Origin of the sequence: Streptomyces sp. V3I7 (assembly GCF_030817495.1) — a bacterium.
Classification (GTDB): Bacteria; Actinomycetota; Actinomycetes; order Streptomycetales; family Streptomycetaceae; genus Streptomyces.
On record NZ_JAUSZK010000001.1, the window covers coordinates 640068 to 660539 of the forward strand.

Below are 20472 nucleotides of genomic sequence, written 5' to 3' on the forward strand. Positions count from 1 at the left end.
CACCATGAATCTGCGCCCGTCCCGGACCAGCCACGGACCAGCTGGGGCGCTACGCTGCCAGCCGCTTCAACCGGGCCCGCGCCCCCTCGACCCGGGAGGCGGACGCGCTGTCCCACCCCAGCACTAGCGCCGCCCGCCGAGCACCCAGCCCGTCGTCTCCGGCCTCCACCGCGGCGGCCATCAACGTCTGGTAGTCCACCGACAATCCCTCGACACCGGCCGCGTTCTGACGGTGACGCACCGCTCGACGCGGTCCCACCGGCCTCGCCGGCGACACCCCGTCGGCAAGCCCGGAGGGCGCATCCTCCTGGGCCAGCGCCTCCAGATACTGCTCCAGGCCGATCACACGACGCCTGAGCACGTCCTCTGCATCCGCCAGAGCCAGCCGCACCCGCTCCAGCTCGGCCCCGAGTTCCTCCACCAGCACCGCCGCGGCCTTCTGCCGCCCTTCCAGGACCGCCCGCATCGACGGCATCCGCCACCCCCACGACAGCTCGGCCAACAACGACCCGAGACTTCCGCGACAGCCGCGATCAACGCCAAACCGTTCCAACCGCGCGACCTCTCCCGTCTCAAGGGCCACCCATAGGGCGCCGTCGGCACCCATGGTGATGCCGTGCGGCTCGGACGACGGTGACGGCAGGCTGAACTCGGCGATCTTGCCACTACCCGCGCCGGCTCCACCGGTTACCGACGCGGCTGTGGTGGCAGAACCACACAGCCGCGTCGGACGCGACCTGCCGATGTGACGGGGTCTCAGAACGAGCGTCATGCGAGCGTCAGAATCCCGAGGAACGCACGGACACGGCTGCGATCTCCAAGATCCGGACCAACTACCGTCACCCCGTCCAATGCCCGTGGCAAGGGGCTGGGCCCGTCACCGCATAAGAAGCGACAGGCCCAGCCAGGACTGTACAGTCCCACACTTTCAGCAGAGACGCACGATCGATCGGCGAAAAGCGAGCACCGAGTTCAGTGGACTACCGGCATATGCCACGCGTGCGGGACGATATAGGTCACCAGACCTCTGGCTCTTGCCATTGGACACACACTGGACGCTGCCCCCCGGTGGACAAGAACTCCTTTACAGCCTGACGCACAAGAGCGATGGGAATTTCGGAGCTAATCGGAAACTCGGTCACATTTCCCATAATGGAATAGGAGATATCCCCCTCCCCCTTCGATGGACCAAGCGACACAAAATTTGCATCGTCCATGAAGCCGAGGACTCCCACCTGACGGTCTCCATCTGCCCCAATCAGCAACTCGTGATCGGGAACCCCTGCAGGCACGAGTGAACGATCCAAGCTGTGCAGCGCGGCCAGGTTCTCCGATGACCGACTTGCAAGAAGCGCGTCGATCAAAGCATCAACGTCACTTGGGTTTTGAAGCAGAACCGGGTTATCTCCGTGCTCGCGCCGATAGTACGCTTGCACCCGACCGTGCGTCACTTCGCGCCTCCATAGGTCCACTGGTCGTAGCCACCTTTTCCGTCGGGCCAGTGTACCGTGAGCCTCCTTTTACCAAGAATGGCGTCGAGTGTCTTATGGCACCCCAATGGCTGTGAGGACGGTCCGTTCGGATTATTGATGACGATCTCCGCTCTCTCTATGTCATCCCGAATCATGATGCCAGCCATCTTTTGCTCGGCGAACGACGACGCCTCCACCGTTACCCACTCCAAGGGCGCCGACAACGGTGACGACGACGGCGAGTACTGGACTGTCACCACCGGCAATGGCACCAAGTACGTCTTCGATCTGAACAAGCTCGACGGCGCCGGCACCGACGACCGCACCGAATCCGTACGGACCGTGCCGGTCTTCGGCGACGACGATACGGAACCCGGCTACGACGCCGGCACCTCCTTCTCCGGCCGGGACTTGAAGCAGGCATGGCGGTGGAATCTCGACTACGTCGAGGACACCCACGGCAACGCCATGTCGTACTGGTACACGGCCGAGCACAACAGCTACGACAAACTCGGCGACGACACCACCGGCACCGACTACGTCCGCGGCGGCTACCTGAAGGAGATCCGCTACGGCCAGCGCGCCGGAGCCCTGTTCTCCGGATCGCCGCCAGTTCCGACAAGGTGGTCTTCGACTACGCCGAGCGCTGCCTGGCCTCCGGAACCGGCTGCGACTCCCTGACCGAAGACACGCGGGACAACTGGCCGGACGTACCGTTCGACGCGATCTGCAAGGGCGGTGACAAGTGCACCGGCGACGTCGGCCCGACGTTCTTCACACGCAAGCGACTGACCACGGTCACCACCTACGCGTGGAACGCGACAGCCACCCCCACACCTTCCCACCCCAGGCACAGTGTTCACATAGGTTCCGCAAAGTAAATGCCTCGTAACGGCACGGGGTCAATCGACCGTGATTCAGGTCACATCGGTATGTCCGAGTAGCACCTCACCTGCACGGATAGCCATATGTGAGGCGGAAGACCCAGGACCTGTAGATCACTCCAGAGACGCTCACCTTCCCATGCGATTGACCGATAGGTCTCCCAGCAAAGCCAGTGAACACGACACCCAGTTCGCCAGGAGCGGGTTTCCGTCGGCTTCGTCCTCCCCGCAGGCGTCGGGGTGTTCCGCCCTCTGTCGATCCGTCTACGGGACCACTAATCCATCCGACTACGCCGTGGTCGTAAGCCCTGAGCACGTCCTGGCGTGGGAAATGGCGCTCGTTGCCACCGCTCGACTGATCGACCGCGCTCTCTGCTCTATCTGACCGAGACGATTCGGCGCGCCCATGCCACGGTGACGGGTTGGGCGAACGACCACGAACCTACGGAACTGGCGAACCTGTTCCGTGCCGCAGCTCAGAACATTCGCGACGACAAGAAGTAGCCCCACCCGAAACGGTGCCCCGCCTGAAGGAAGCAGGCGGGGCACCATCGCGCAGGCTACTTGAACGAGGCGACGAGAAGGGACCTCTGCGCCTCGCAGGCGCACATATGCTCAGCCACCACATCCAAATCAGGGGGACGCCATGGCCAACCAGGACGGCCGGAACAACCACCCCAGAGATGCTGACAGCGAAGATGCATCGCCCGCGTTTCAGCCGCTCAGCGACGACGAGATACCCGCTGCCGAGCGTCGCCTGACCATCGGCGAACTCGCTGCGGTTGCAGGGGTCGGCACAGCAGGATCCACCCCCCTGGCCACCGCGCTCGGGCCCACCACAGCACGCCTACTTCAGCAGGTTCTCCCGGCCGTGGTGAATCCGGGGCCACCAGCCTGGCTAGCAGAAGCCGTCCGGACCACGATGCCGCACTCGTATCTGACGGGGCTCATTCCGCAGTCCGTAACGAGCCAGCTCGCGGAAGTGGTATTCGCGGGCTCGGGGTTGTCTGGCCGACATCTCGGTGATCTGTACGCAAGTCTCGGGGCGTTCCCAGGGCTACCGGAAAGACTCAGGGACCTGGATGCAATCCCTGACGACACGGTGGACGCGCCCGACGAGGCTCTGGTCGCCTTCGAAGAGTCCGCCCGCAGGTTCGCCGCGTCCGAACGGGGGCGGAGTTGGGAGGACCAGCAGCGCATCTTCGCTGGCGCCATCGCAGCGCTCGTGCTGTTGCTGCTCCTTCAGGCGATGGTGACCAGCGAGGCTTTCAAGGAGTTGACCGAGGACACGGCAACCGTTTCGGGTGCCATCGTCGGTACGTACTTGTGCTCCAAGCGGGCGTGGGCTGCCTGGAATCCGAAGCCTGACGACACCGATGAGGACGGGCACCCCGAGTAGCTGCGGGCTGGTGGGAGGCTACCGAGCGAGGTCCAGGACAGCCCACATCTGGCGGCCCTCCGGCGTGGCTTCGTGTGGCCACGCCCAGACTGCCCAGTTCCGTCAGCACCCGGGCTTCGAGCTCAGGGGCCTGCAGTCGGTGGCTGAGGTCGACAATGAGGGCCTGCTGGTCCTGCTCGGCAAGGTGGAGACTGACGTGCCGGCCGCTGTCGCTGAGTCCTCCCCGCAGGCGCGGGGGTGTTCCATCCGCCGGGCCTCAGTCTTGCTGTTTCAGCATGTCCTCCCCGCAGGCGCGGGGGTGTTCCGCGGCGTCCATGGTCCGCGAGAGGGATCGCAACCGCACCCGAATCTGCATTGTGTACGTCTGGCCCGAAAATGACAGTCGCCCTCCGGGGCGGCCGAGGATCGCAACAGGTCCAGGACGTTGTACAGGTTGGTCCTGGAAGCAGTGGCGGTCACCCTTCGAGGCGGCAGAGGATCGCAACCTGGGAGCTACCACCCTCACCCCCCTCCTCCTCAACTGGATGGCGGTCACCCTTGGATGCGGCCGAGGAGGGCAACCAAGTAGATGGCTACCTGTTCGGTGCCCTGATCCGGTTCGGCGGTCATCCTCCAGAGTGATCAAGGATCGCAACTCCGTGCGGGCCACGCATGAGGACGGGTGTGTGCGGTGGCGGTCGTCCTTCGGCGCGGCAGAGGACCGCAACGGTAAGGCCCGGGTTATCGACCTGTGCACGGGAATGTGGCGATCGCCTTTCGAGGTGGCCGAGGGCCGCAACGGCGCGTGCGGATAGCGTGCCGCGAAAATCCGCGAGGTGGCGGTCACCCTTCGGGGTGGCCGGCACCGCGTCATTCCGAAGGAATGCGGAACTCGAATTCGGGACGGTCCCACGGCACGGCGGGCGGGTTCGCGAGCGCGGTCCCGGTCCGTATTGCACCGGCACGGTGGTAGAAGCCCTCGGCGGGAGCATGCGACACGACCTTGACACGGTCGAGCCCGGCGGCGCGTGCCTCGGACCGCATGTGCGCGACGAGCCGTCGTCCAATACCCCGTCGTTGCGCTTCGTCGGCGACGAACAACAGGTCGAGCTCCGGTGGCGCGAGGACGAGCGAGTAGAATCCGAGCACCCGGCTCCCATGCTCGTCGGCGCCCACGGCGACGAAGGTGCGGTGAGCCTCGATGTAATCAGGACCAACCCGGTAGCCCGCGACTGCGGCCGCGTACTTACCCTCGTAGGCGCCTGAGCCACGCACCAGCCGCGTGAGCCGTTTGGCATCCCGCGCGACGGCCCTCCGTATCGTGATCGGCTGGCTGATCGGCGAAGTGCGTGAACTCATCGGAAGAGTATCTCGCAGCGGAGAGTGACTTTCTGCGGCGGGTCGGCTGCTCCGGCAGGCGTTCCTGCACCACTCCCAGGAACCACTCGTGCGAGCGCAACCGACCTCACACCGAAGCCGCACCGGAGCGCTCCGGTGCGGCTTCGGCATCTCCCAACTCCGCGCGGGCGGCCCCCGCCGGAACGGCTTCTGACCGGCCTCGCCATGTCACACAGGAATCACAGACCCCATAGACGCTTCCCTTGTACAAGGCCCTTACCTGAACATACGCGCCCCCACTGAACCAGCCGGACGCCCCTGGACGGCTTCTACGACATGTGCCATGCGGTACCTCACACGCTGGCGTCTCCCATGAAGGCGTCGCCCTTCCAGACTGCCCTCAGTCCTCCCGCGCTCACAAAGCCACGGGGCAGGAAAGATCCGGACCATACGCGGACCAACCGATTCACAAAGGCCCTCTCTTACGCCATCACCGCAGTTCAGGGGCTCGTAAGCGCTGTACCACCAGCAGACGAAGAACCTCCTCGTCTCGTACTCCCCGAAGAAGCTCGGCTTCTTCTAGGGGCACTAGAGAAGGCGCCTGACCTGGGGTTTTGCACGTCAGGCGCCTTCCGCTCGGCCCGCTCAACACAGGGGCTCGTTTACGGCATAGCTCCCAGTTTCTCCCACTCCTATCCCGCTCCTGACCAGCTCTTCCGGACCAGTCACGGACCAAAATCCCGACTCACCCCGCAGGCGCCCCTCCCTGACTGACGCGGTCCCACTCCTGCATGGACTGCTCGATGAGGCGATTGGCCTGATCCCGGACACCATCCAGGAACTTGGCGTAGTGACGAAAGAGGACCTCGATGCTCTGGCCCGCGCGGCGAGCACATTCGGCTGGGTCCACACCGGAGTACAGCCAGAACGAGATCCCTGCGTGGCGGAGATCATAGGGCCGCTTGGCCAGCCCAGAGGTGAGTTCCGTGCGGGTCAGGACGTGCTTCCGTGCCCGCGCCCACGTCGCGCCATAGGCCGCTGCGTCCACATAGTTGCCTGCCTGATTCCGGAACAGCCGGCCGTCCGGCATCACACCGAACCGCTCGATGTGCGCACGCAGGATGCGCACAAACTGCGGCGGGATGGGCACAGGCCGTGTCGCGGTAGCCGCGCGGCGCTTGAGTGAGTGCACCTCGTGCACCGCGCCGTCGTCCGTCCACCCCTTACCTGCGGTCACGACGCCGCCCGACAGTTTGAGCAGCCCCCAGCCGGTCTCAGGCAGATGACACTGTTCGAGTCGGAGGTGAATCACCTCCGCCGGCCTCATCGCCGCGTAGTACATGCAGCCGAAGAACGCCTCCAGGTGAGGGCCGCGCCCACGCTGCTGAGCGACGGCCGCGAGCAGCCGGGCGACCTGAGCCGGATTGGGGACGGCAGCCGGGTCCACCTCCTCGTTGACTGCCGGAGCGTTCCATCTGAGCCCGTTCAGCGGGTTCTCCGCGAAGTAACCTTTCTCCACTGCAGAGTTGACTACTTCATTGAGCTTTTTCAGCGTTGCCTCTCCAGGGTGAGGACGGCTTTGGCGATGACGCTCATGCGGTTCGGGCTGCAGCGGCTTCTGCGGAAGATCTGCCAGGACTTCAAACGGGCGACGCCTCGTTCGACGGGAGCGCGAGCGTGGGCGAGCGCGCGGTTCAGCGTCAGCTGGGTCGGTGACAATTCTCCGCTGGGCGGGCGGCGGATCGCGGTGGTGACCCAGGGGCCTGCGCCGATGTAGGCGCGATCGGCCACGATCGGGACGCCCTGGCGTTCGCAGATCCGGATGATGCGATGGGTGCGGGCGGCGGTCAGGTCGTGGGTCCGGCCCGGCAGGGCCGGTGAGATCCACAGCAGCCGGCCTTCGGGATCGGTGACGACCTGTAGGTTCACGCCGTGACGTCGGTGTTTGTGTGAGTAGTCGGCCCGGCCGTCGCCCAGGCGGTCGCACTCGCTGAGGGTGCCGTCCAGCAGCACGTAGTCGGGGTCGTACTCGCGCAGGGACTTGAGCAGGCCCGGTGCTCGGTTGGCCAGAAGCCGCACGACTGCGGTGGTGTAGGCGTGGGCGGTGCCCACGGATATACCGAAGCCCGCGGCGATCTGGGCGAGGGTGTCGTGCTTGCGCAGGTAGGCAAGAGCGACGAGGGCACGCTGGTGCGGCGGGAGTTTGCAGCGGCGGTCACCCTCACGGGTGACGATGAGCATCGTGACCCACTCGACCAGCGCATGAGGCAGGTCGAGTGCGGCAGGATAGGGAACCAACAGGGCTCCTGGACCGGCAGGTTGAGACGTCGAACACCTCGCCCAACGGCACAGGAGCCCTGTGCGTTGCGCGCACCGAGGCCATCACCCGATCGGTGGTCGCGCTGAAAACGCTCATTGAGCCTCTTCGAGTTGGCCACCGATCGGGTGATGGGCCGTGTAGCGCAACGAGCGAGGCCCCCGGGCTGTTGATCGAGATGTCTGACGTCTCAATCACGTTGCTCGGGGGCCTCGTTGGTCATCCATGCTGCCGCACTCGACCTGCCGCATGCACTCGTGGAGTGGGTCACCATGCTGATCATCACCCGTGAGGGCGACCGGCGCTGCAAGCTTCGTCCGTCCCAGCGCGCGATGGTGGCACTGGTGTACCTGCGCGAGCACACCACTCTTGCGAAGATCGCCGCCGGGTTCGGGATCAGCGAGTCCACCGCCCACGCCTACACCAGCGCGGTCATCGACCTGCTCGCCGAACGTGCACCAGGCCTCCTGAAGACGCTGCGCGAGCACGAACCCGAGTTCGTCCTGCTTGACGGCACCCTCGCCGAGTGCGACCGGGTCGGCGACGGCCGGGCCGACTACTCCCACAAACACCGGCGCCACGGCGTGAACGTGCAGGTCGTCACCGACCCCGGCGGCCAGTTGCTGTGGCTCTCGCCCGCCCTGCCGGGCCGCACCCATGACCTGACTGCCGCCCGCACCCACCGGATCATCCGGATCTGCGAACGCCAAGGCGTTCCCATCCTGGCCGATCTCGCCTACCAGGGCGCCGGCCCATGGCTGACCACCGGCATCAAACGCAGGCCCCTGCAGGAACTCACCCCCACCGAAAAGTCCCGCAACCAGGCACTGGCCGCAGCGCGAGCGCCCGTCGAACGCGGCGTCGCGAGGCTGAAGTCCTGGCGGATCTTCCGCAGGTCCCGGTGCAGCCCCAACCGCATGACGTCAATCGCCAAGGCCATCCTCACGCTGGAGCGGCAACGCTGAAGAAGCTCATTGAACGCAGCCCGTTTGCGCCGTGCTGTCTTGGCCGCAGCTGCCTTGCCATCCAGCTTGCGACATAGGGCGTCCAGTACCCGTCGCAGCACGTCCGCTTCCGCGACAGCGCTGACGGGCAACGAGTTCCGCTTCATCCAGTCCAGGGCCTTCTGCCACTCCTCGGTCGGCTCCTGGGCCCATGCGTTTTTGTTGAATGCCCACGAGTACAAGGCGCGCCGAAGCGCCCGCGGCTCCGGATAGGTTACGCCCGGGTTCACCAAGGCAGGCGTGATGGTGGCGAATGCGTCGGCCAGCGTACGGCGGGTGTTGCCTGGCGTGCGGTCCCACCGTTGGTCGAGGTATTCGTGGGCGAGGTCGTACCACGTCGTCCGCTGCTTGATGGCTCGCAATTCGGACGCCGGCAAACCTGTGTGCACATCGAATGCCTCACCGTCGCGCGCCGCCGTCATCAGCTTTGAACGCCTACTGTCGGCAAGCCCGAAGGTCATGAACGACTCTGATTTTTCACGCCCACCGACCGTCCACCGGACCATAAACGGCTTGCGTCGATTGGGGCGCTCGCGTATGTCCCAGAAGCGGACGTTGTAACTCATCGCCAAGTATCAGAATCCCTCTCGCACATGTCCCACCAGGCATCCAGGTCAGCGCGACGGCACCGGAGTTCACCATTGGGCAACTTGATCATGCGGGGTGCCTCCCCGCGAGCGCGCATTCGGTAGAACGCTGACGGACTCATACGGATCTCCGCCAAAACTTCGGCTAGCTTCAGCGCCGACGGACGGGCCATGTAATATCACCTTCGCATCAGGAACGGCTTCACGCCTGAGCTCAGGCGTATAGATGCACAGTTGGCATAGCAGCCGGTGGCAGCAGTCGCTCCGTTACCTCCTCGCGGATGCGTGCGACCTCACCAACTGCGTCCGCCACGGCTCCACCGCCAAGCGCAGCCGAGTGCGAACACCTCAATGGTCGCGACGATCGCCGGTTTGGCTAACCGGCGATCGTCGTCTATGTTGCGCTCGCCGTCCGCAGGTCCACGCGTTCAGTACGTCGCAAACGGAGAGGCGACGAGAGCAGGTGGACAGACAGGTGGCATGCATGTACAGAGAGAGCTCCTGATCGGGGCAGGGGCGGACCGGACCGACCACGCCGTACAGGGGTGTTGCACGTTGACATAGAACTGCGGGGGGCCAGCTTTTCCAGGGTCTTTTTCGTCTGCCGTGGGCGAATGCCCGGCTTTCCCGGCAAGGGGCCACGAAAAACAGTGGTGTAGCAGAAAACAAGCCTGGCCAAGTCTGGCTATCCAGCGGCCTACGCATTCCGTTCGCCAAGGCAGGCGCATCGCCACTAAAACTAAAAGCTGCCCCGTAAATGATCTTCGGGTCGCTCGGACATGCTTGGCCGCCCTGGGGCCCGCCGGTCTATCCGGCAAGGGTGAGGTTGTGCATGCGGGCGATGCCGAGCATGGCGTGGTGGACGCCGTCGCCTTTGAGGCGGCAGTCGCGGAGGATCTTCCAGGTCTTCATACGGGCGAAGACGTGCTCGACGCGGGCGCGGACCTGCTTGTGGGACTTGTTGTGTTCCTCTTTCCAGGCCGGGAGTTTGGCCTGGCCGCGATCGCGGCGGTGCGGGATGACGAGTCCGGTGCCCGGATAGCCGCCGTCGGCGATCGTGAGAGTCCTGCCGACGGCGGCCTTGGCGCCGGACTCCTCCCACGCCTTGCAGTCGTTGCGGTTTCCGGCGAGCGGTCGGCCGACTACGACGACCAGGCGGGTGTCGGCGTCGATGACGACCTGGTGGTTGGTGGAGTACCGGTAGTTCTTCGACCGCTGGGCAATGGTGTGGTCGCGGGTGGGCACCAGGGTGCCGTCCACGATGAGCACGGTGTCCTTGGCGAACCGCTTGCGGGGCTGGAGCGCCAGCATCGGCCCCAGATGGTCGATGATCCGGTCCGCCGCCGACTTGGACACCCCGAACAGCGGGGCGAGCTGCCGCATCGTCAAGTTCGTGCGCCAGTACGCCGCGACCAGCAGCGCCCGATCCTCCAGCGGAAGGCTCCACGGCCGGCCCTTGCGAACGGCATCCGCACCCTCGCGCCGCAGAGCCGCCACCAGCTTCCCGAAAGCACGCGGACTCAGCCCGGAGAACGGGGCTATCCAGGACGGCTCCGACGCCGTGATCACACCAGCCACACGGAGATCATCCCAGGACGGTTTAGGGTGCTTCGTCGAGCCGACGGACTGGAGACGGATGATGGAGCAGGACGAAGCCCTGCAGCTCGCGGTGGCGTTTCTCGCGCGTAGCCAGCGCGATGACGAGCCGCCCCTTGCCATCGACGCAGAGCGGGTCCGCGAGAGCAATGGGCTCCTGATCGTGCCCTACAACTCCGTGCAGTACCTGGCCTCCCGCGATGCGAGACAGCAGCTGTTGGACTGCTGGCCCATCCTCGTCGACCTGGAACGTGGAGATGTGCGATTCGGGACCCTGGACGAGCGACATCTGTGGAGGAACCCGAGCACCTGACGAGGCTGTGGCTGTCCGCGACCACACTTACGGGACAGCTCTTCGGGAATGTTCACGAGATATAGCTCTGCTGCAGCCTCTGTGATGTGCCGCCAGGCTGACCGACCAACAGGCGTCGGCGGCTGCGGCTTGAGCGTGACCTATCATCCCGGCAGGAGGGGATGATGAGCTGGTTGATGACGGTGTTGAAGCGGACCTGGGTTGACTGGGTGGTCTGTGTGTTGATGGCGGCAACCGCTGCCAACTGCAAGAGCTCGATTTTCGTTGTCTTCTTTACGGCCATGGCGTTGACGGCCGCAGGCGTCGGTGGCCGCAAGACCTGGCGGATGGTGATGGCCGCCAAGTCCGCCGCTTGAACTGAGCCTGGGACACAGCTGCTGCAGAAGCTGAGCCAGGATCCGAGAAGTGACGTCAGCGCGGGGGTCGGCCCAGCGCCGGTGAGGGCGCCGGGCCGTCGAGCCAAGACCCGCAGGAGTCAGCTGGCCTTGGCGGGCTCTTCTGCCCGGGCCCGGGTGCTGGCGAGGCGGTAGGAGTCGGTGCCGGTCTCGATGATGGTGCCGTTGAAGGTGAGGCGGTCGACGATGGCCGCGCAGAGCCGTGGGTCGGTAAAGGTCTTGGTCCAGCCGCCGAAGGACTCGTTGGAGGCGTTGGCGACGCTGTTCTTCTCCTCGCGTTCGGTCAGCACCTGGAAGAGGAGTTCGGCGCCGCGGCGGTCGAGTTCCATGTAGCCGAGCTCGTCGATGCAGAGAAGATCGACACGTCCGTAGCGGGCGATGGTCTTGTTCAGCTGCTTCTCGTCGGCGGCCTCGACCAGCTCGTTCACCAGCTTCGTGGCGAGCGTGTAGCGGACGCGGTAGCCCTTCATAGCGGCCTCGGTGCCCAGCGCGATGAGCATGTGGGACTTGCCGGTGCCGGAGTCGCCGATCAGGCAGAGCGGCTGGCTCTTCTTGATCCATTCACAGCTGGCGAGGGTATGGACGGTGGCCGCGTCGATGTTCGGGTTGGCATCGAAGTCGAAGGCGCGAAGCGATTTCTCCCGCGGGAAGCCCGCCGCCTTGATCCGTCGTTCCGACCGGCGGCGGGCCCGGTCGTCGCACTCGGTCATCAGCAGCTCGGCGAGGAAGGTCGTCCCCGCGCCCGCGGGGGTTGCTCGGAGATGATGCGCGGGAGCACGAGGGTGCCGAGCGTCGTCCCCGCGCCCGCGGGGGTTGCTCGGGCGGGATCCGCGGCGTGCGGCCGTAGTGGCCGTCGTCCCCGCGCCCGCGGAGGTTGCTCGATGTGACCGCCCTTGACCGGGTCAAGGGCCATGTCGTCCCCGCGCCCGCGGGGGTTGCTCGATCCCTCGACTTTCCACGGACTCAGGATTGGTGTCGTCCCCGCGCCTCGCGGGGGCCCACGCCCGTGGGGCGACGGAACCCCTGATCGGTATGTGCGATTCGGCGCGTTGCCCTCAAGCCACCCACCATGCCGGGCACCGCCCGGTCTGGGCAGCCAGCGCGGAGAGCAAGAAGGTCTTCATCGCCACCATCGGGCGCGCGCAGCGGACGGAGAAGGTCCGGCTGTGCGCGGAACTCGCCCGCGATGATAACGGGTGTTGTCCGAGATTGACGTCAACTCCGGAACGGGGGCATGACGTAGCCCGCATCAGCGACGAGACCCGACGGGACAACGAGGCGGCCATTCGGCACGTCATGGACCGGCTTCTTGCTGGTGACGTTCCCGGAGGCAGCAAGTGCGACATCAAGACCCTCGCGGCCCAAGCCGGGGTCGCCCGCACCGGCTTCTATCCCAAGAAACACCGCAACGGCTCGCCGCGGCCAGGTCCCTACCAACACCTGGCGGAGGAGTTCGAGCGACGGCTGGCCGAGCTCCGGGCAACCGGTGTGATTCCGGATCCGCGGGCCGCTCAGATCGAGCGCCTCAAAGAACAGGTCTCCGGACTGAAGGAGCGCCTCGCCGCGCGTGACACGCAGATCGATGGACTCACTGACTTCAGGGAGCGGGCTCTCTCGCAGATCGCCGCCCAGCGGATGGAGATCGAGCGGCTTCGCGATGCCTTGGCCGAGCCGTCGAATGTCCGCGCTCTGTCGAACAGTTCGAAAGCGAGTGCACCGTACGGATCGTGCATCTGAGCACAATCGCAGGCCGGGGGCGGCCGCCCGGCTGAAGAATGTCGGCCAGCCGCCCCCTGCCTTGCTCCGGGGATCTACTTGTCTGCCCGAGGACGCACAGCTGGCGCCCATCGCCGTCCGGGTTTCACCAGCCGATGGTCAGGCGGGTCTCAGGCCGGGTGACGTGGACACCGGCGTGTCAACGGCCATCAGGATGCCCAGGTGGGCGGCCGGGGATTCTCCCGGCTCGTGGCCATCAGAATTCCAGGCTGATGGCCAGTGGTGTTCCTGGGGTGGGGTCAGCTCAGGGGGACGACGCCCTGGCCGGCGAGGGCCTGGGAGAGTCGGTGGGAGTCCCCCTTGGTGACCACGAGGTGAGCGTGGTGGAGGAGGCGGTCGACGGTCGCCGTGGCGAGGGTCTTAGGCATGATTGTGTCGAATCCAGACGGATGAATATTGCTGGTCACGGCGATGGAGCGGCGTTCGTACGCGGCATCGACGATGCGGTAGAAGGCTTCGGCTGCGTCCTCGCCGGCGGGGAGCGTGCCTATGTGCTGGAGAAGCGGGGCTGGCTGCTGCGGGAGAAGAACGGACGGTTCATGCCCGCGCCCGGGGCCGTCGGCCGGGGCGCTTCTCCGGCCAGCGCGGAGCGTCTGCGGCCAGGCGCCGGGACGATCTGATCGTGGCTGCCCACCACACCATCTGCTGGTGGTGGTCGGGGCGGCGTTCGTGGTCGCGGTTGAGGCGGCGTGAGCGGGAGAGCCAGCTCAGCGTTCGCTCCACGACCCACCTGAGGGCAAGTACGACAAAGCCGCGTTGTCCGTCGGATCGGCGCACGACCTCGGTCCGGACTCCGTGGCTGGCGAACGCTTTCGCCAGCGCCGGACCTTGGTAGGCGCTGTCGACCCACACCAGTTTCAGCAGCCGGCCCGGCTGGTCCATGAACGTCTCCAGCAGCGCGGGGGCGGCCTTGGAGTCGTGGACGTCGGCCGTGGTCACGGTCACTTCCAGGAGCAGGCCCTCGGTGTCGGTCAGGATGTGGCGCTTGCGTCCGTCACGTGACTTGCGGCCGTCGTATCCGCGACTGTCCTCGCCGACGGTCTCGGAGGCGTCCACCGACTGTCAGACGATGGTGCGCCCCTTTGTGTCGGCTCACTGAAATGAAACTGCAGAGATAGGGTGCGCAGTGCGAAAACCGCTGTAAATGCGTGTCGGCTCTTTGCGGTCGCCTGCGCAGCTTGTTGCCATCGGAGGAAAGTAGCCGTGCAGATCTGTGTAGTGGCGCTCGGAAAGATCGGCCTGCCACTGGCTGTCCAATTCGCTGCAAAAGGCCACCACGTCATCGGCGCCGACGTGGACGAACGCGTCGTGCATCTGGTCAATGAGGGCGTTGAGCCGTTCCCCGGCGAGGCCGGACTCCCTGAGAGGCTGAAGGGCGTCGTCGCGGAGGGGCGGCTGCTGGCCACCACCGACACGACCTCGGCGGTCACGCAGGCCGAGGCGGTAGTCCTGGTCGTTCCGGTATACGTCGACGCCCGGGGCATCCCCGACTTCGGCTGGATGGATACAGCGACGCAGGCTGTGGCACGCGGGCTGCGGCCCGGCACACTCGTGTCGTACGAGACGACGCTGCCCGTCGGTACCACGCGAGGGCGCTGGGCGCCCATGCTCGAGCAGGGCAGCGGACTGACCGCGGGCCGGGACTTCGCTCTCGTCTTCAGCCCCGAACGGGTGCTGACCGGGCGGGTATTCGCCGACCTGCGCCGCTACCCCAAGCTGCTCGGCGGCATCGACGCGGCCTCCGCGCGCCGAGGTGTCGAGTTCTACGAGTCCCTCCTCGACTTCGACGTACGCGACGAGCTGCCTCGCCCCAACGGTGTCTGGGACCTCGGCTCGGCAGAGGCCGCGGAGTTCGCGAAGCTGGCCGAGACGACCTACCGCGACGTGAACATCGGGCTGGCGAACCAGTTCGCACGGTTCGCGGACCGCATCGGCATCGACGTGGACCGGGTGATCGACGCCTGCAACTCGCAGCCCTACAGCCATATCCACCGGCCCGGCATCGCCGTAGGCGGTCATTGCATTCCCGTCTATCCGCGGATGTACCTGTGGAACGACTCGGACGCGACGGTCGTACGAGAGGCCCGGGCGACCAATGCCTCGATGCCCGAGTACGCGGTACGGCGGCTTGCGGAGGTGTACGGCGACCTGACCGGCGCAGGCGTGCTGGTATTGGGCGCGGCCTATCGGGGCGGCGTCAGGGAGACCGCGTTCTCCGGAGTGTTCCCCGTCGTCGAGGCGCTGCGGTCGCGGGGCGCCGAGCCGTACGTGTCCGACCCGCTGTACAGGGCCGATGAGCTGAGCGCACTCGGCCTGCCGCCGTACAGCGGCCAGACAGTCACCGCCGCCGTCATCCAAGCCGACCACGGCGAGTACCGGGAGCTCGGCTCCGATCAGTTCCCGGAGGTGCGCGTCGTGGTCGACGGGCGGCGGATCACTGACCCCGATCGATGGGCCGGGGCCGAGGTGATCGTGCTTGGTGCGCCGTCGCAGACAGCTCAGCGGGCCTGAGATTCGCGCACGTGATCTTCCAGCGCCCGCACCACACGGAGTGGTGCTTTGCCGTCGCCATACGGCATGCCGCGTGCGCTCTTGGGCGCAGGGCGCAGGACAGTGTCGGGCCATGCCTGGGAGCCCAGTTCACGAGGATCCGGCACAAGTGTGTTCCAGCCGCCCCGGAGCGTTTCAGGCCATTCCGTCTCCGTACGGAGTGTCGTGCAGACGCGTTCCAGAAGGAACGCCTCTTTCTGGAGTCCTCCCGAGTCTGTGATCACGCCGCGCGAGCCGAGCACCGTGCGGATCAGCTCGGCGTAGGGAAGGGGGCGGCTGATATGGAGAGAGCCGCGGTCGAGTTTGATGCCGAAGTCCTCGGCACGTGCGAGCAGCCGGGGATGGGCGGCCAAGGCGACGGGAACTGACAGACTGGCCAGGGCGTCTACGAGAGCCGCCAGGCGATCGGGATGATCCGTGTTCTCGGCCCGGTGCAATGTGGCGAAGAGGTAGGGCTCCTGGGCGTCGAGGAAGGCCGGAGGCCCGGCGGTGGCTTTGTCCCTCAGCACCTTGTCCCTGATGCGCAGGCAAACATCCACCATGACGTCCCCTGTCAGGACCGCACGGTCGGCCAGGCCCTCGGCTGCCAGGTGGCGCACCGCCTCCTGGGTGGGTGCGAGCAGCAGATCGGCAGCGTGGTCGGTGAGGACGCGGTTGTGCTCCTCGGGCATCCGCCGGTTGAAGGAGCGCAGGCCCGCTTCCAGGTGGGCGACGGGGATGTGCTGTTTGGCCGCGGAAAGGGCACCGGCAAGAGTTGAGTTGGTGTCTCCGTAAACCAGCACCCATTCGGGGTGTGCGGCGGCGATGACGGGATCGAGGGCCGCCAAAATGGTACCGGTCTGCACGCCGTGGGTGCCTGAGCCCATGCCCAGGTGCACGTGGGGCTCAGGGATGGAGAGGCCGGTGAAGAAGACGTCGGACAGATCGGCGTCGTAGTGCTGGCCGGTGTGGACGATCGTATGATGGTGCTCCGTGTCGCCGAACGCTGCGGCGACTGCGGCAAGCTTGACGAATTGGGGGCGTGCCCCCACTACGCTCATGACCTTCACGGGCTCGACTTTTCTCGGTATTGAGCTGGAAGCTCCGTCAGAATTCCGTCTTTCTCCGCGTAGAGAATCCCATTGATCGGGCACTCCCGGAATCCGGCCCGGTCCGGCAGTGCGCGCAGACGCTCGCCGGCTCGTCCCACCCATCCGATCTGATGGGCAGGGACACCGGCGACGAGGGCGAAATCCGGCACGTCCTTGGTGACGACGGCCCCGGCGGCGACCATCGCCCAGCGGCCGATGCTGACCGGAGCCACACACACTGAGCGCGCGCCGAGTGACGCGCCCTCAGCGACCCGGACGCCGACCGCCTCCCAGTCACCGGCGCGTTTCAGACGTCCGTCCGCCTCGACGGCGCGAGGACTGCGGTCGTTCGTGAGGACGACCGCAGGCCCGACGAAGACGCCGTCAGCCAGCTCGGCAGGCTCATACACCAGCGCATGGTTCTGAATCTTGACCCTGTGACCGATCTTCACCCCAGGTCCCACGTAGACACCCCGGCCCACGACGCAGTCACAGCCGAGTACGGCCTCCTCGCGGATCTGCGCCAGTTCCCACACGGTGGTACCAGGGCCCAGTACGGCTGACTCGTCGACCTGCGCACCCGGTGCGATCCGCACCTGCGGAAACGCCGCCTTCCCGCTTTGGTTCATGTGCTGAGCAACGAGCACAGGCCGCTCCGGGTACGGCTCTCTGATCCCTTGCCAACTCGGCTCGCAGAGTGGCCAGTTGGCCTGACAAGCGAACGAATCCCCTGGTAGATGGGTTCTCGACCAAGCGAACCGTCTCCACCAGAGGCTTCGCGCCTGTCCACTGGACTTCCTGCATCGGGTGACCGGCTCGCCGAACGGGCTGGTTCCTGGCGCTCGGCAGGTGCTCGTCACGACCGCTGGGTGACCATCGACAGGGCCGGCGTGCGCGGGCGTCGCAGGCTCACGGACACCTTCCTCCGTGCCGAGTCGAGGACCGCCTCCGCCACCTCGACCGTCCTCAGCCCCTGATCAAGGGTGATGATGTCCGTTGCCTTGCCCTCCACGGCATCACGGAACCGCTCGTGCTCGACGAGGAGCGGCTCGCGCTTGGGGATGGCGTAGCGGACCATGTCGCCTTCGGCTACGCCGCGGAAGGCGCGCAGGGCCTCCCATTCGGTGGCCACCGCTGCGTTGGCATGGAAGGTCAGGTCTGCCGTGAGAGTGTCGGCGACGAGGCAGCCACGCTCGCCGGTCACCGCCGTGTAGCGCTCCTTGTGGGGACTGAGCCAGTTGACGAGATGGCTGACCAGGGTGCCGTCGCTGAGGTCGCCGACCACGGAGACCATGTCCTCATGGGGGCGGCCGCTCTTGGACACCGTGCGCGCCGAGACCGAGACGTAGTGGTGGCCGGTGACCCAACTGGTGAGGTCGATGTCGTGGGTTGCCAGGTCCTTGACGACCCCGACGTCGGCGATGCGGTGTGGGAAGGGTCCCTGGCGGCGCGTGACGACTTGGAAGACCTCCCCGAGTTCTCCCGCCTCGAGGCGGGAACGCAGGCTCTGCAGTGCCGGGTTGAACCGCTCGATGTGTCCGACACCGGCGACCAGTCCTGCTCTGCCGAAAGCGTCGACCAGTCGTTGCGCGGCCGTCGCTGAGTGGGCGAGCGGCTTCTCGATCAGCGCGGGCACGCCGTTCTCGGCCAAGACCAGACCGACCTCCTCGTGCAACGCCGTGGGACAGGCGACCACCGCGTAGTCGAGTGCAAGCGCGAGCAGCTCAGCCAGGGTGGCGACGACGGGGGTGCTCCGGCCGGCACCCGTGGAATCGCCTGCCGGGTCCATGACGCCCACCAGCTCGACACCGTCAAGCGACGACAGCACCCGGGCGTGGTTGTGCCCCATGGCTCCAAGTCCGATGAGCCCGGCCCGCAGGGTACGCCGACTCACCGTACTCCTCTGGCATCGCTCACGGCCTGTGCGATCCGCTCCAGCTCGGCCTGCCCCAGGGTCGGGTGAACCGGGAGGGACAGAACCTCGGCAGCTGCCCGGTCGGTCTCGGGCAGGGACGGCCTGCCCTGGTCCTGATAGGGCCTGAGTCGGTGGATCGGGGTCGGGTAGTACACCGTGCTGCCGATGCCCTGTCGCGCCAGGTCCTGCTGCACGGAATCCCGAAGACCGCCCGGGACGCGGACCGTGTACTGGTGGTAGACGTGCCGCGCGCCGTCCGCCTCGTGCGGAACAGACAGCCCCTCGATGCGGGAGTCGAGCACCTTGGCGTTGGCCCTCCGCTGCTCCGTCCAGGCCGGTAGCTGCTTCAGCTGCTCACGGCCGACGGCCGCCGCGACGTCGGTCATCCGCATGTTGGCCCCGACGATCTCGTTCTCGTACCGCTGCTCCATGCCCTGGTTCCGCAAAAGCCGAAGTGTGCGGGCGAGGTGCGGATCGCCGGTCGAAACCATGCCGCCCTCGAGAGCGTGCATGTTCTTCGTCGGATAGAAGCTGAAGCATCCTGCCTCACCGAAGCTGCCGACGGGGCGTCCGTGCAGCGTGGCTCCGTGCGCCTGGCAGGCGTCCTCCACTACGGCGAGCCCATGGCGTGCGGCAAGCTCCATCAGCTGATCCATGGGCGCGGGGTGCCCGTACAGATGCACCGGCACGAGGGCGGCGGTGCGCGGACCGATCATCGCTGATGCGGCGAGCGGGTCGAGGCAGTAGGTGCCGGGCGTGATGTCGGCGAAGACGGGATCGGCGCCTACCAGACGTACTGCGTTGGCGGTCGCCGCGAACGAGAACGAGGGCACCACGACCTCGTCTCCCGGTCCGATGCCCAGGGCCATGAGGCTCAGCTGCAGGGCGGAGGTGCCGGCGTTGACCGCTACGCAGGCGCGTCCGGCGACCAACTTGGAGAACTCGTCTTCGAACGCGGCCACTTCTGGGCCCTGGACGACACGGCCACTACGCAGAACGCGTACGGCCGCAGCGATCTCGGCTTCACCGATCACGGGTCTGGCCGCCGGGATCGATGGAAGGGAGCGGGTCATTGGACTTCTCCGTTCGGGGGGCGAAAGAGAGTCGACCTACGTTCAACTTCTGCTCACCCCACCTGGTTTTCCTGCGCGTCACATATCCACCCTTATGGACGATCAGGAGCGATGCGCGTCGCTTAATTCAGGAACGCATCGAGTACGCGCGCCATAATCGGCGCCATCATGGTAAGTGCGCGCCTTGGGCGCGGTGCCGATTTTCACCGCCTTTTCGTGATCGTCAATCAAAGATTCGGCGGCCTCACGCAGTGCTTCCCAATGCGGTTTGAAGGCTTGAGTTGGCGTTCTGTGGTGAGGTCAGACTGCTGCGTGGCGGCGTGCGGGCGGATCGGCGGTAAAGGCCCGTTGGCCGCGGACCAGGGCCCATAGGGCGTCGAGGCGGCGTCGGGCCGGAGCGAGGACGGCTTGCTTGTGCGTCGTCCCCTCGCTGCGCCGGCGGATCGGATCTCCCCCCGCACGTTCCGGCAGGATCGCCGAGACGGTGCGGGCGTTCTGCCCGCGGCCCGCATCGATGCTTGCAGGAGATCGCCGGCACGCAGCTCGGGCGCTGCTCGGCCGGCCATCCGCGCAGCACCGGGTGCCGGCCGTGGACCTCGTCGCCGGTCACCCGGCGAAACGGCGGCTTCGCGGCAACCGCTCGCCCCGGCATCGCGCGGGCCAGCGCGGGGCTTGGTGCGGAAGGTGACGTCGTCGCCGATCCTCGCGTCGCCCGGCGGGCCGGATCCGCGAACCAGGGGGGGGAGGTACAACTCCCGGTCGGTCAACGCCCGCCCCTCATCCCGCCCATGCTCAGTCCACGAG

18 protein-coding genes, 5 pseudogenes and 1 CRISPR repeat array are annotated in these 20472 nt (G+C 66.4%); of the genes and pseudogenes, 7 read left to right on the forward strand and 16 right to left on the reverse strand.

All coding sequences use genetic code 11. The annotated features are described in order from the left end of the window. Positions 1-58: 58 nt before the first annotated feature. From QFZ74_RS03055 to QFZ74_RS30385, 4 genes and pseudogenes are all read right to left on the reverse strand, one after another. Positions 59-466, reverse strand: a pseudogene (locus QFZ74_RS03055) (hypothetical protein); the annotation flags it as partial. Between the two features lie 81 nt (positions 467-547). Next, positions 548-670: pseudogene (locus QFZ74_RS03060) on the reverse strand (virginiamycin B lyase); the annotation flags it as partial. Positions 671-1016: 346 nt separating this feature from the next. After that, positions 1017-1451 carry an Imm1 family immunity protein gene (locus tag QFZ74_RS03065; RefSeq protein WP_307619225.1) on the reverse strand — a complete coding sequence of 145 codons (435 nt, stop codon included), beginning with the start codon at positions 1449-1451 and terminating at the stop codon, positions 1017-1019. Continuing rightward, positions 1448-1639, reverse strand: a complete 192-nt coding sequence (locus QFZ74_RS30385) for a DddA-like double-stranded DNA deaminase toxin (RefSeq protein WP_373462338.1) — start codon at positions 1637-1639, stop codon at positions 1448-1450. Before QFZ74_RS30385 ends, QFZ74_RS03065 begins: the two co-directional genes overlap by 4 nt. 13 nt (positions 1640-1652) lie before the next feature. On the opposite strand from QFZ74_RS30385, the pseudogene QFZ74_RS03070 reads away from it, so the two are divergent. Continuing rightward, positions 1653-2305 (forward strand): annotated as a pseudogene (locus QFZ74_RS03070) (SpvB/TcaC N-terminal domain-containing protein); the annotation flags it as partial. 697 nt (positions 2306-3002) lie between these two features. Continuing rightward, positions 3003-3755: a hypothetical protein gene (locus QFZ74_RS03075; RefSeq protein WP_307619226.1), complete on the forward strand. Its 753-nt coding sequence runs from the start codon at positions 3003-3005 to the stop codon at positions 3753-3755. Positions 3756-4604: 849 nt separating this feature from the next. Here QFZ74_RS03075 and QFZ74_RS03080 read toward each other — a convergent pair. From QFZ74_RS03080 to QFZ74_RS03090, 3 genes are all read right to left on the reverse strand, one after another. Next, positions 4605-5093, reverse strand: coding sequence for a GNAT family N-acetyltransferase (locus QFZ74_RS03080; protein WP_307619227.1), 489 nt, complete (start codon positions 5091-5093; stop codon positions 4605-4607). A 724-nt stretch (positions 5094-5817) separates the two neighbouring features. Beyond that, positions 5818-6591: a hypothetical protein gene (locus QFZ74_RS03085; protein WP_307619228.1), complete on the reverse strand. Its 774-nt coding sequence runs from the start codon at positions 6589-6591 to the stop codon at positions 5818-5820. Between the two features lie 29 nt (positions 6592-6620). Continuing rightward, positions 6621-7370: a transposase family protein gene (locus QFZ74_RS03090; protein ID WP_307619229.1), complete on the reverse strand. Its 750-nt coding sequence runs from the start codon at positions 7368-7370 to the stop codon at positions 6621-6623. 234 nt (positions 7371-7604) lie between these two features. On the opposite strand from QFZ74_RS03090, the gene QFZ74_RS03095 reads away from it, so the two are divergent. Next, positions 7605-8354 (forward strand): transposase family protein, encoded by a 750-nt coding sequence (locus QFZ74_RS03095; RefSeq protein WP_307618715.1) that lies wholly within the window; start codon positions 7605-7607, stop codon positions 8352-8354. Positions 8355-8955: 601 nt separating this feature from the next. Here QFZ74_RS03095 and QFZ74_RS03100 read toward each other — a convergent pair. Next, positions 8956-9153, reverse strand: coding sequence for an AlpA family transcriptional regulator (locus QFZ74_RS03100; RefSeq protein WP_307619230.1), 198 nt, complete (start codon positions 9151-9153; stop codon positions 8956-8958). Positions 9154-9787: 634 nt separating this feature from the next. Next, a complete protein-coding gene (locus QFZ74_RS03105; RefSeq protein ID WP_307619231.1) occupies positions 9788-10558 on the reverse strand; it encodes a transposase in 771 nt (256 codons plus the stop codon). Positions 10559-10619: 61 nt separating this feature from the next. Here QFZ74_RS03105 and QFZ74_RS03110 point away from each other — a divergent pair, with 61 nt between their 5' ends. Together QFZ74_RS03110 and QFZ74_RS03115 are read left to right on the forward strand one after the other, a co-directional pair. Further along, positions 10620-10889 carry a YrhB domain-containing protein gene (locus QFZ74_RS03110; RefSeq protein WP_307619232.1) on the forward strand — a complete coding sequence of 90 codons (270 nt, stop codon included), beginning with the start codon at positions 10620-10622 and terminating at the stop codon, positions 10887-10889. Positions 10890-11053: 164 nt separating this feature from the next. Further along, a complete protein-coding gene (locus tag QFZ74_RS03115; protein ID WP_307619233.1) occupies positions 11054-11245 on the forward strand; it encodes a hypothetical protein in 192 nt (63 codons plus the stop codon). 119 nt (positions 11246-11364) lie between these two features. On the opposite strand, the pseudogene istB reads toward QFZ74_RS03115, so the two are convergent. Then, a pseudogene (gene istB / locus QFZ74_RS03120) lies at positions 11365-12012 on the reverse strand (IS21-like element helper ATPase IstB); the annotation flags it as partial. A 1-nt stretch (position 12013) separates the two neighbouring features. Further along, positions 12014-12287: direct repeats of the CRISPR family, unit length 29 nt; unit sequence GTCGTCCCCGCGCCCGCGGGGGTTGCTCG. A gap of 29 nt (positions 12288-12316) precedes the next feature. Here istB and QFZ74_RS03125 point away from each other — a divergent pair. Continuing rightward, positions 12317-13021: a hypothetical protein gene (locus QFZ74_RS03125; RefSeq protein ID WP_307619234.1), complete on the forward strand. Its 705-nt coding sequence runs from the start codon at positions 12317-12319 to the stop codon at positions 13019-13021. 278 nt (positions 13022-13299) lie between these two features. Here QFZ74_RS03125 and QFZ74_RS03130 read toward each other — a convergent pair. Beyond that, positions 13300-13551, reverse strand: a pseudogene (locus QFZ74_RS03130) (ATP-binding protein); the annotation flags it as partial. Positions 13552-13597: 46 nt separating this feature from the next. Continuing rightward, positions 13598-14116 carry a transposase gene (locus QFZ74_RS03135; protein ID WP_307619235.1) on the reverse strand — a complete coding sequence of 173 codons (519 nt, stop codon included), beginning with the start codon at positions 14114-14116 and terminating at the stop codon, positions 13598-13600. 147 nt (positions 14117-14263) lie between these two features. Between QFZ74_RS03135 and QFZ74_RS03140 the strand changes: the two genes are divergently transcribed. Beyond that, complete coding sequence (locus QFZ74_RS03140; protein WP_307619236.1) at positions 14264-15571, forward strand: nucleotide sugar dehydrogenase; 1308 nt, start codon at positions 14264-14266, stop codon at positions 15569-15571. Here the strand turns inward: QFZ74_RS03140 and wecB are convergent. The 4 genes from wecB to QFZ74_RS03160 form a co-directional block, all read right to left on the reverse strand. Further along, positions 15559-16659 carry a non-hydrolyzing UDP-N-acetylglucosamine 2-epimerase gene (gene wecB, locus QFZ74_RS03145; protein ID WP_307619237.1) on the reverse strand — a complete coding sequence of 367 codons (1101 nt, stop codon included), beginning with the start codon at positions 16657-16659 and terminating at the stop codon, positions 15559-15561. The two genes, QFZ74_RS03140 and wecB, sit on opposite strands and share 13 nt — an antisense overlap. Next, a complete protein-coding gene (locus tag QFZ74_RS03150; RefSeq protein ID WP_307624031.1) occupies positions 16656-17309 on the reverse strand; it encodes an acyltransferase in 654 nt (217 codons plus the stop codon). Before QFZ74_RS03150 ends, wecB begins: the two co-directional genes overlap by 4 nt. A 227-nt stretch (positions 17310-17536) precedes the next feature. Beyond that, positions 17537-18529 carry a Gfo/Idh/MocA family oxidoreductase gene (locus tag QFZ74_RS03155; protein WP_373462464.1) on the reverse strand — a complete coding sequence of 331 codons (993 nt, stop codon included), beginning with the start codon at positions 18527-18529 and terminating at the stop codon, positions 17537-17539. A 41-nt stretch (positions 18530-18570) separates the two neighbouring features. Continuing rightward, on the reverse strand, positions 18571-19668 hold the full coding sequence (locus QFZ74_RS03160; RefSeq protein WP_307619239.1) for a DegT/DnrJ/EryC1/StrS aminotransferase family protein: 1098 nt from the start codon (positions 19666-19668) through the stop codon (positions 18571-18573). Positions 19669-20472 lie beyond the last annotated feature (804 nt).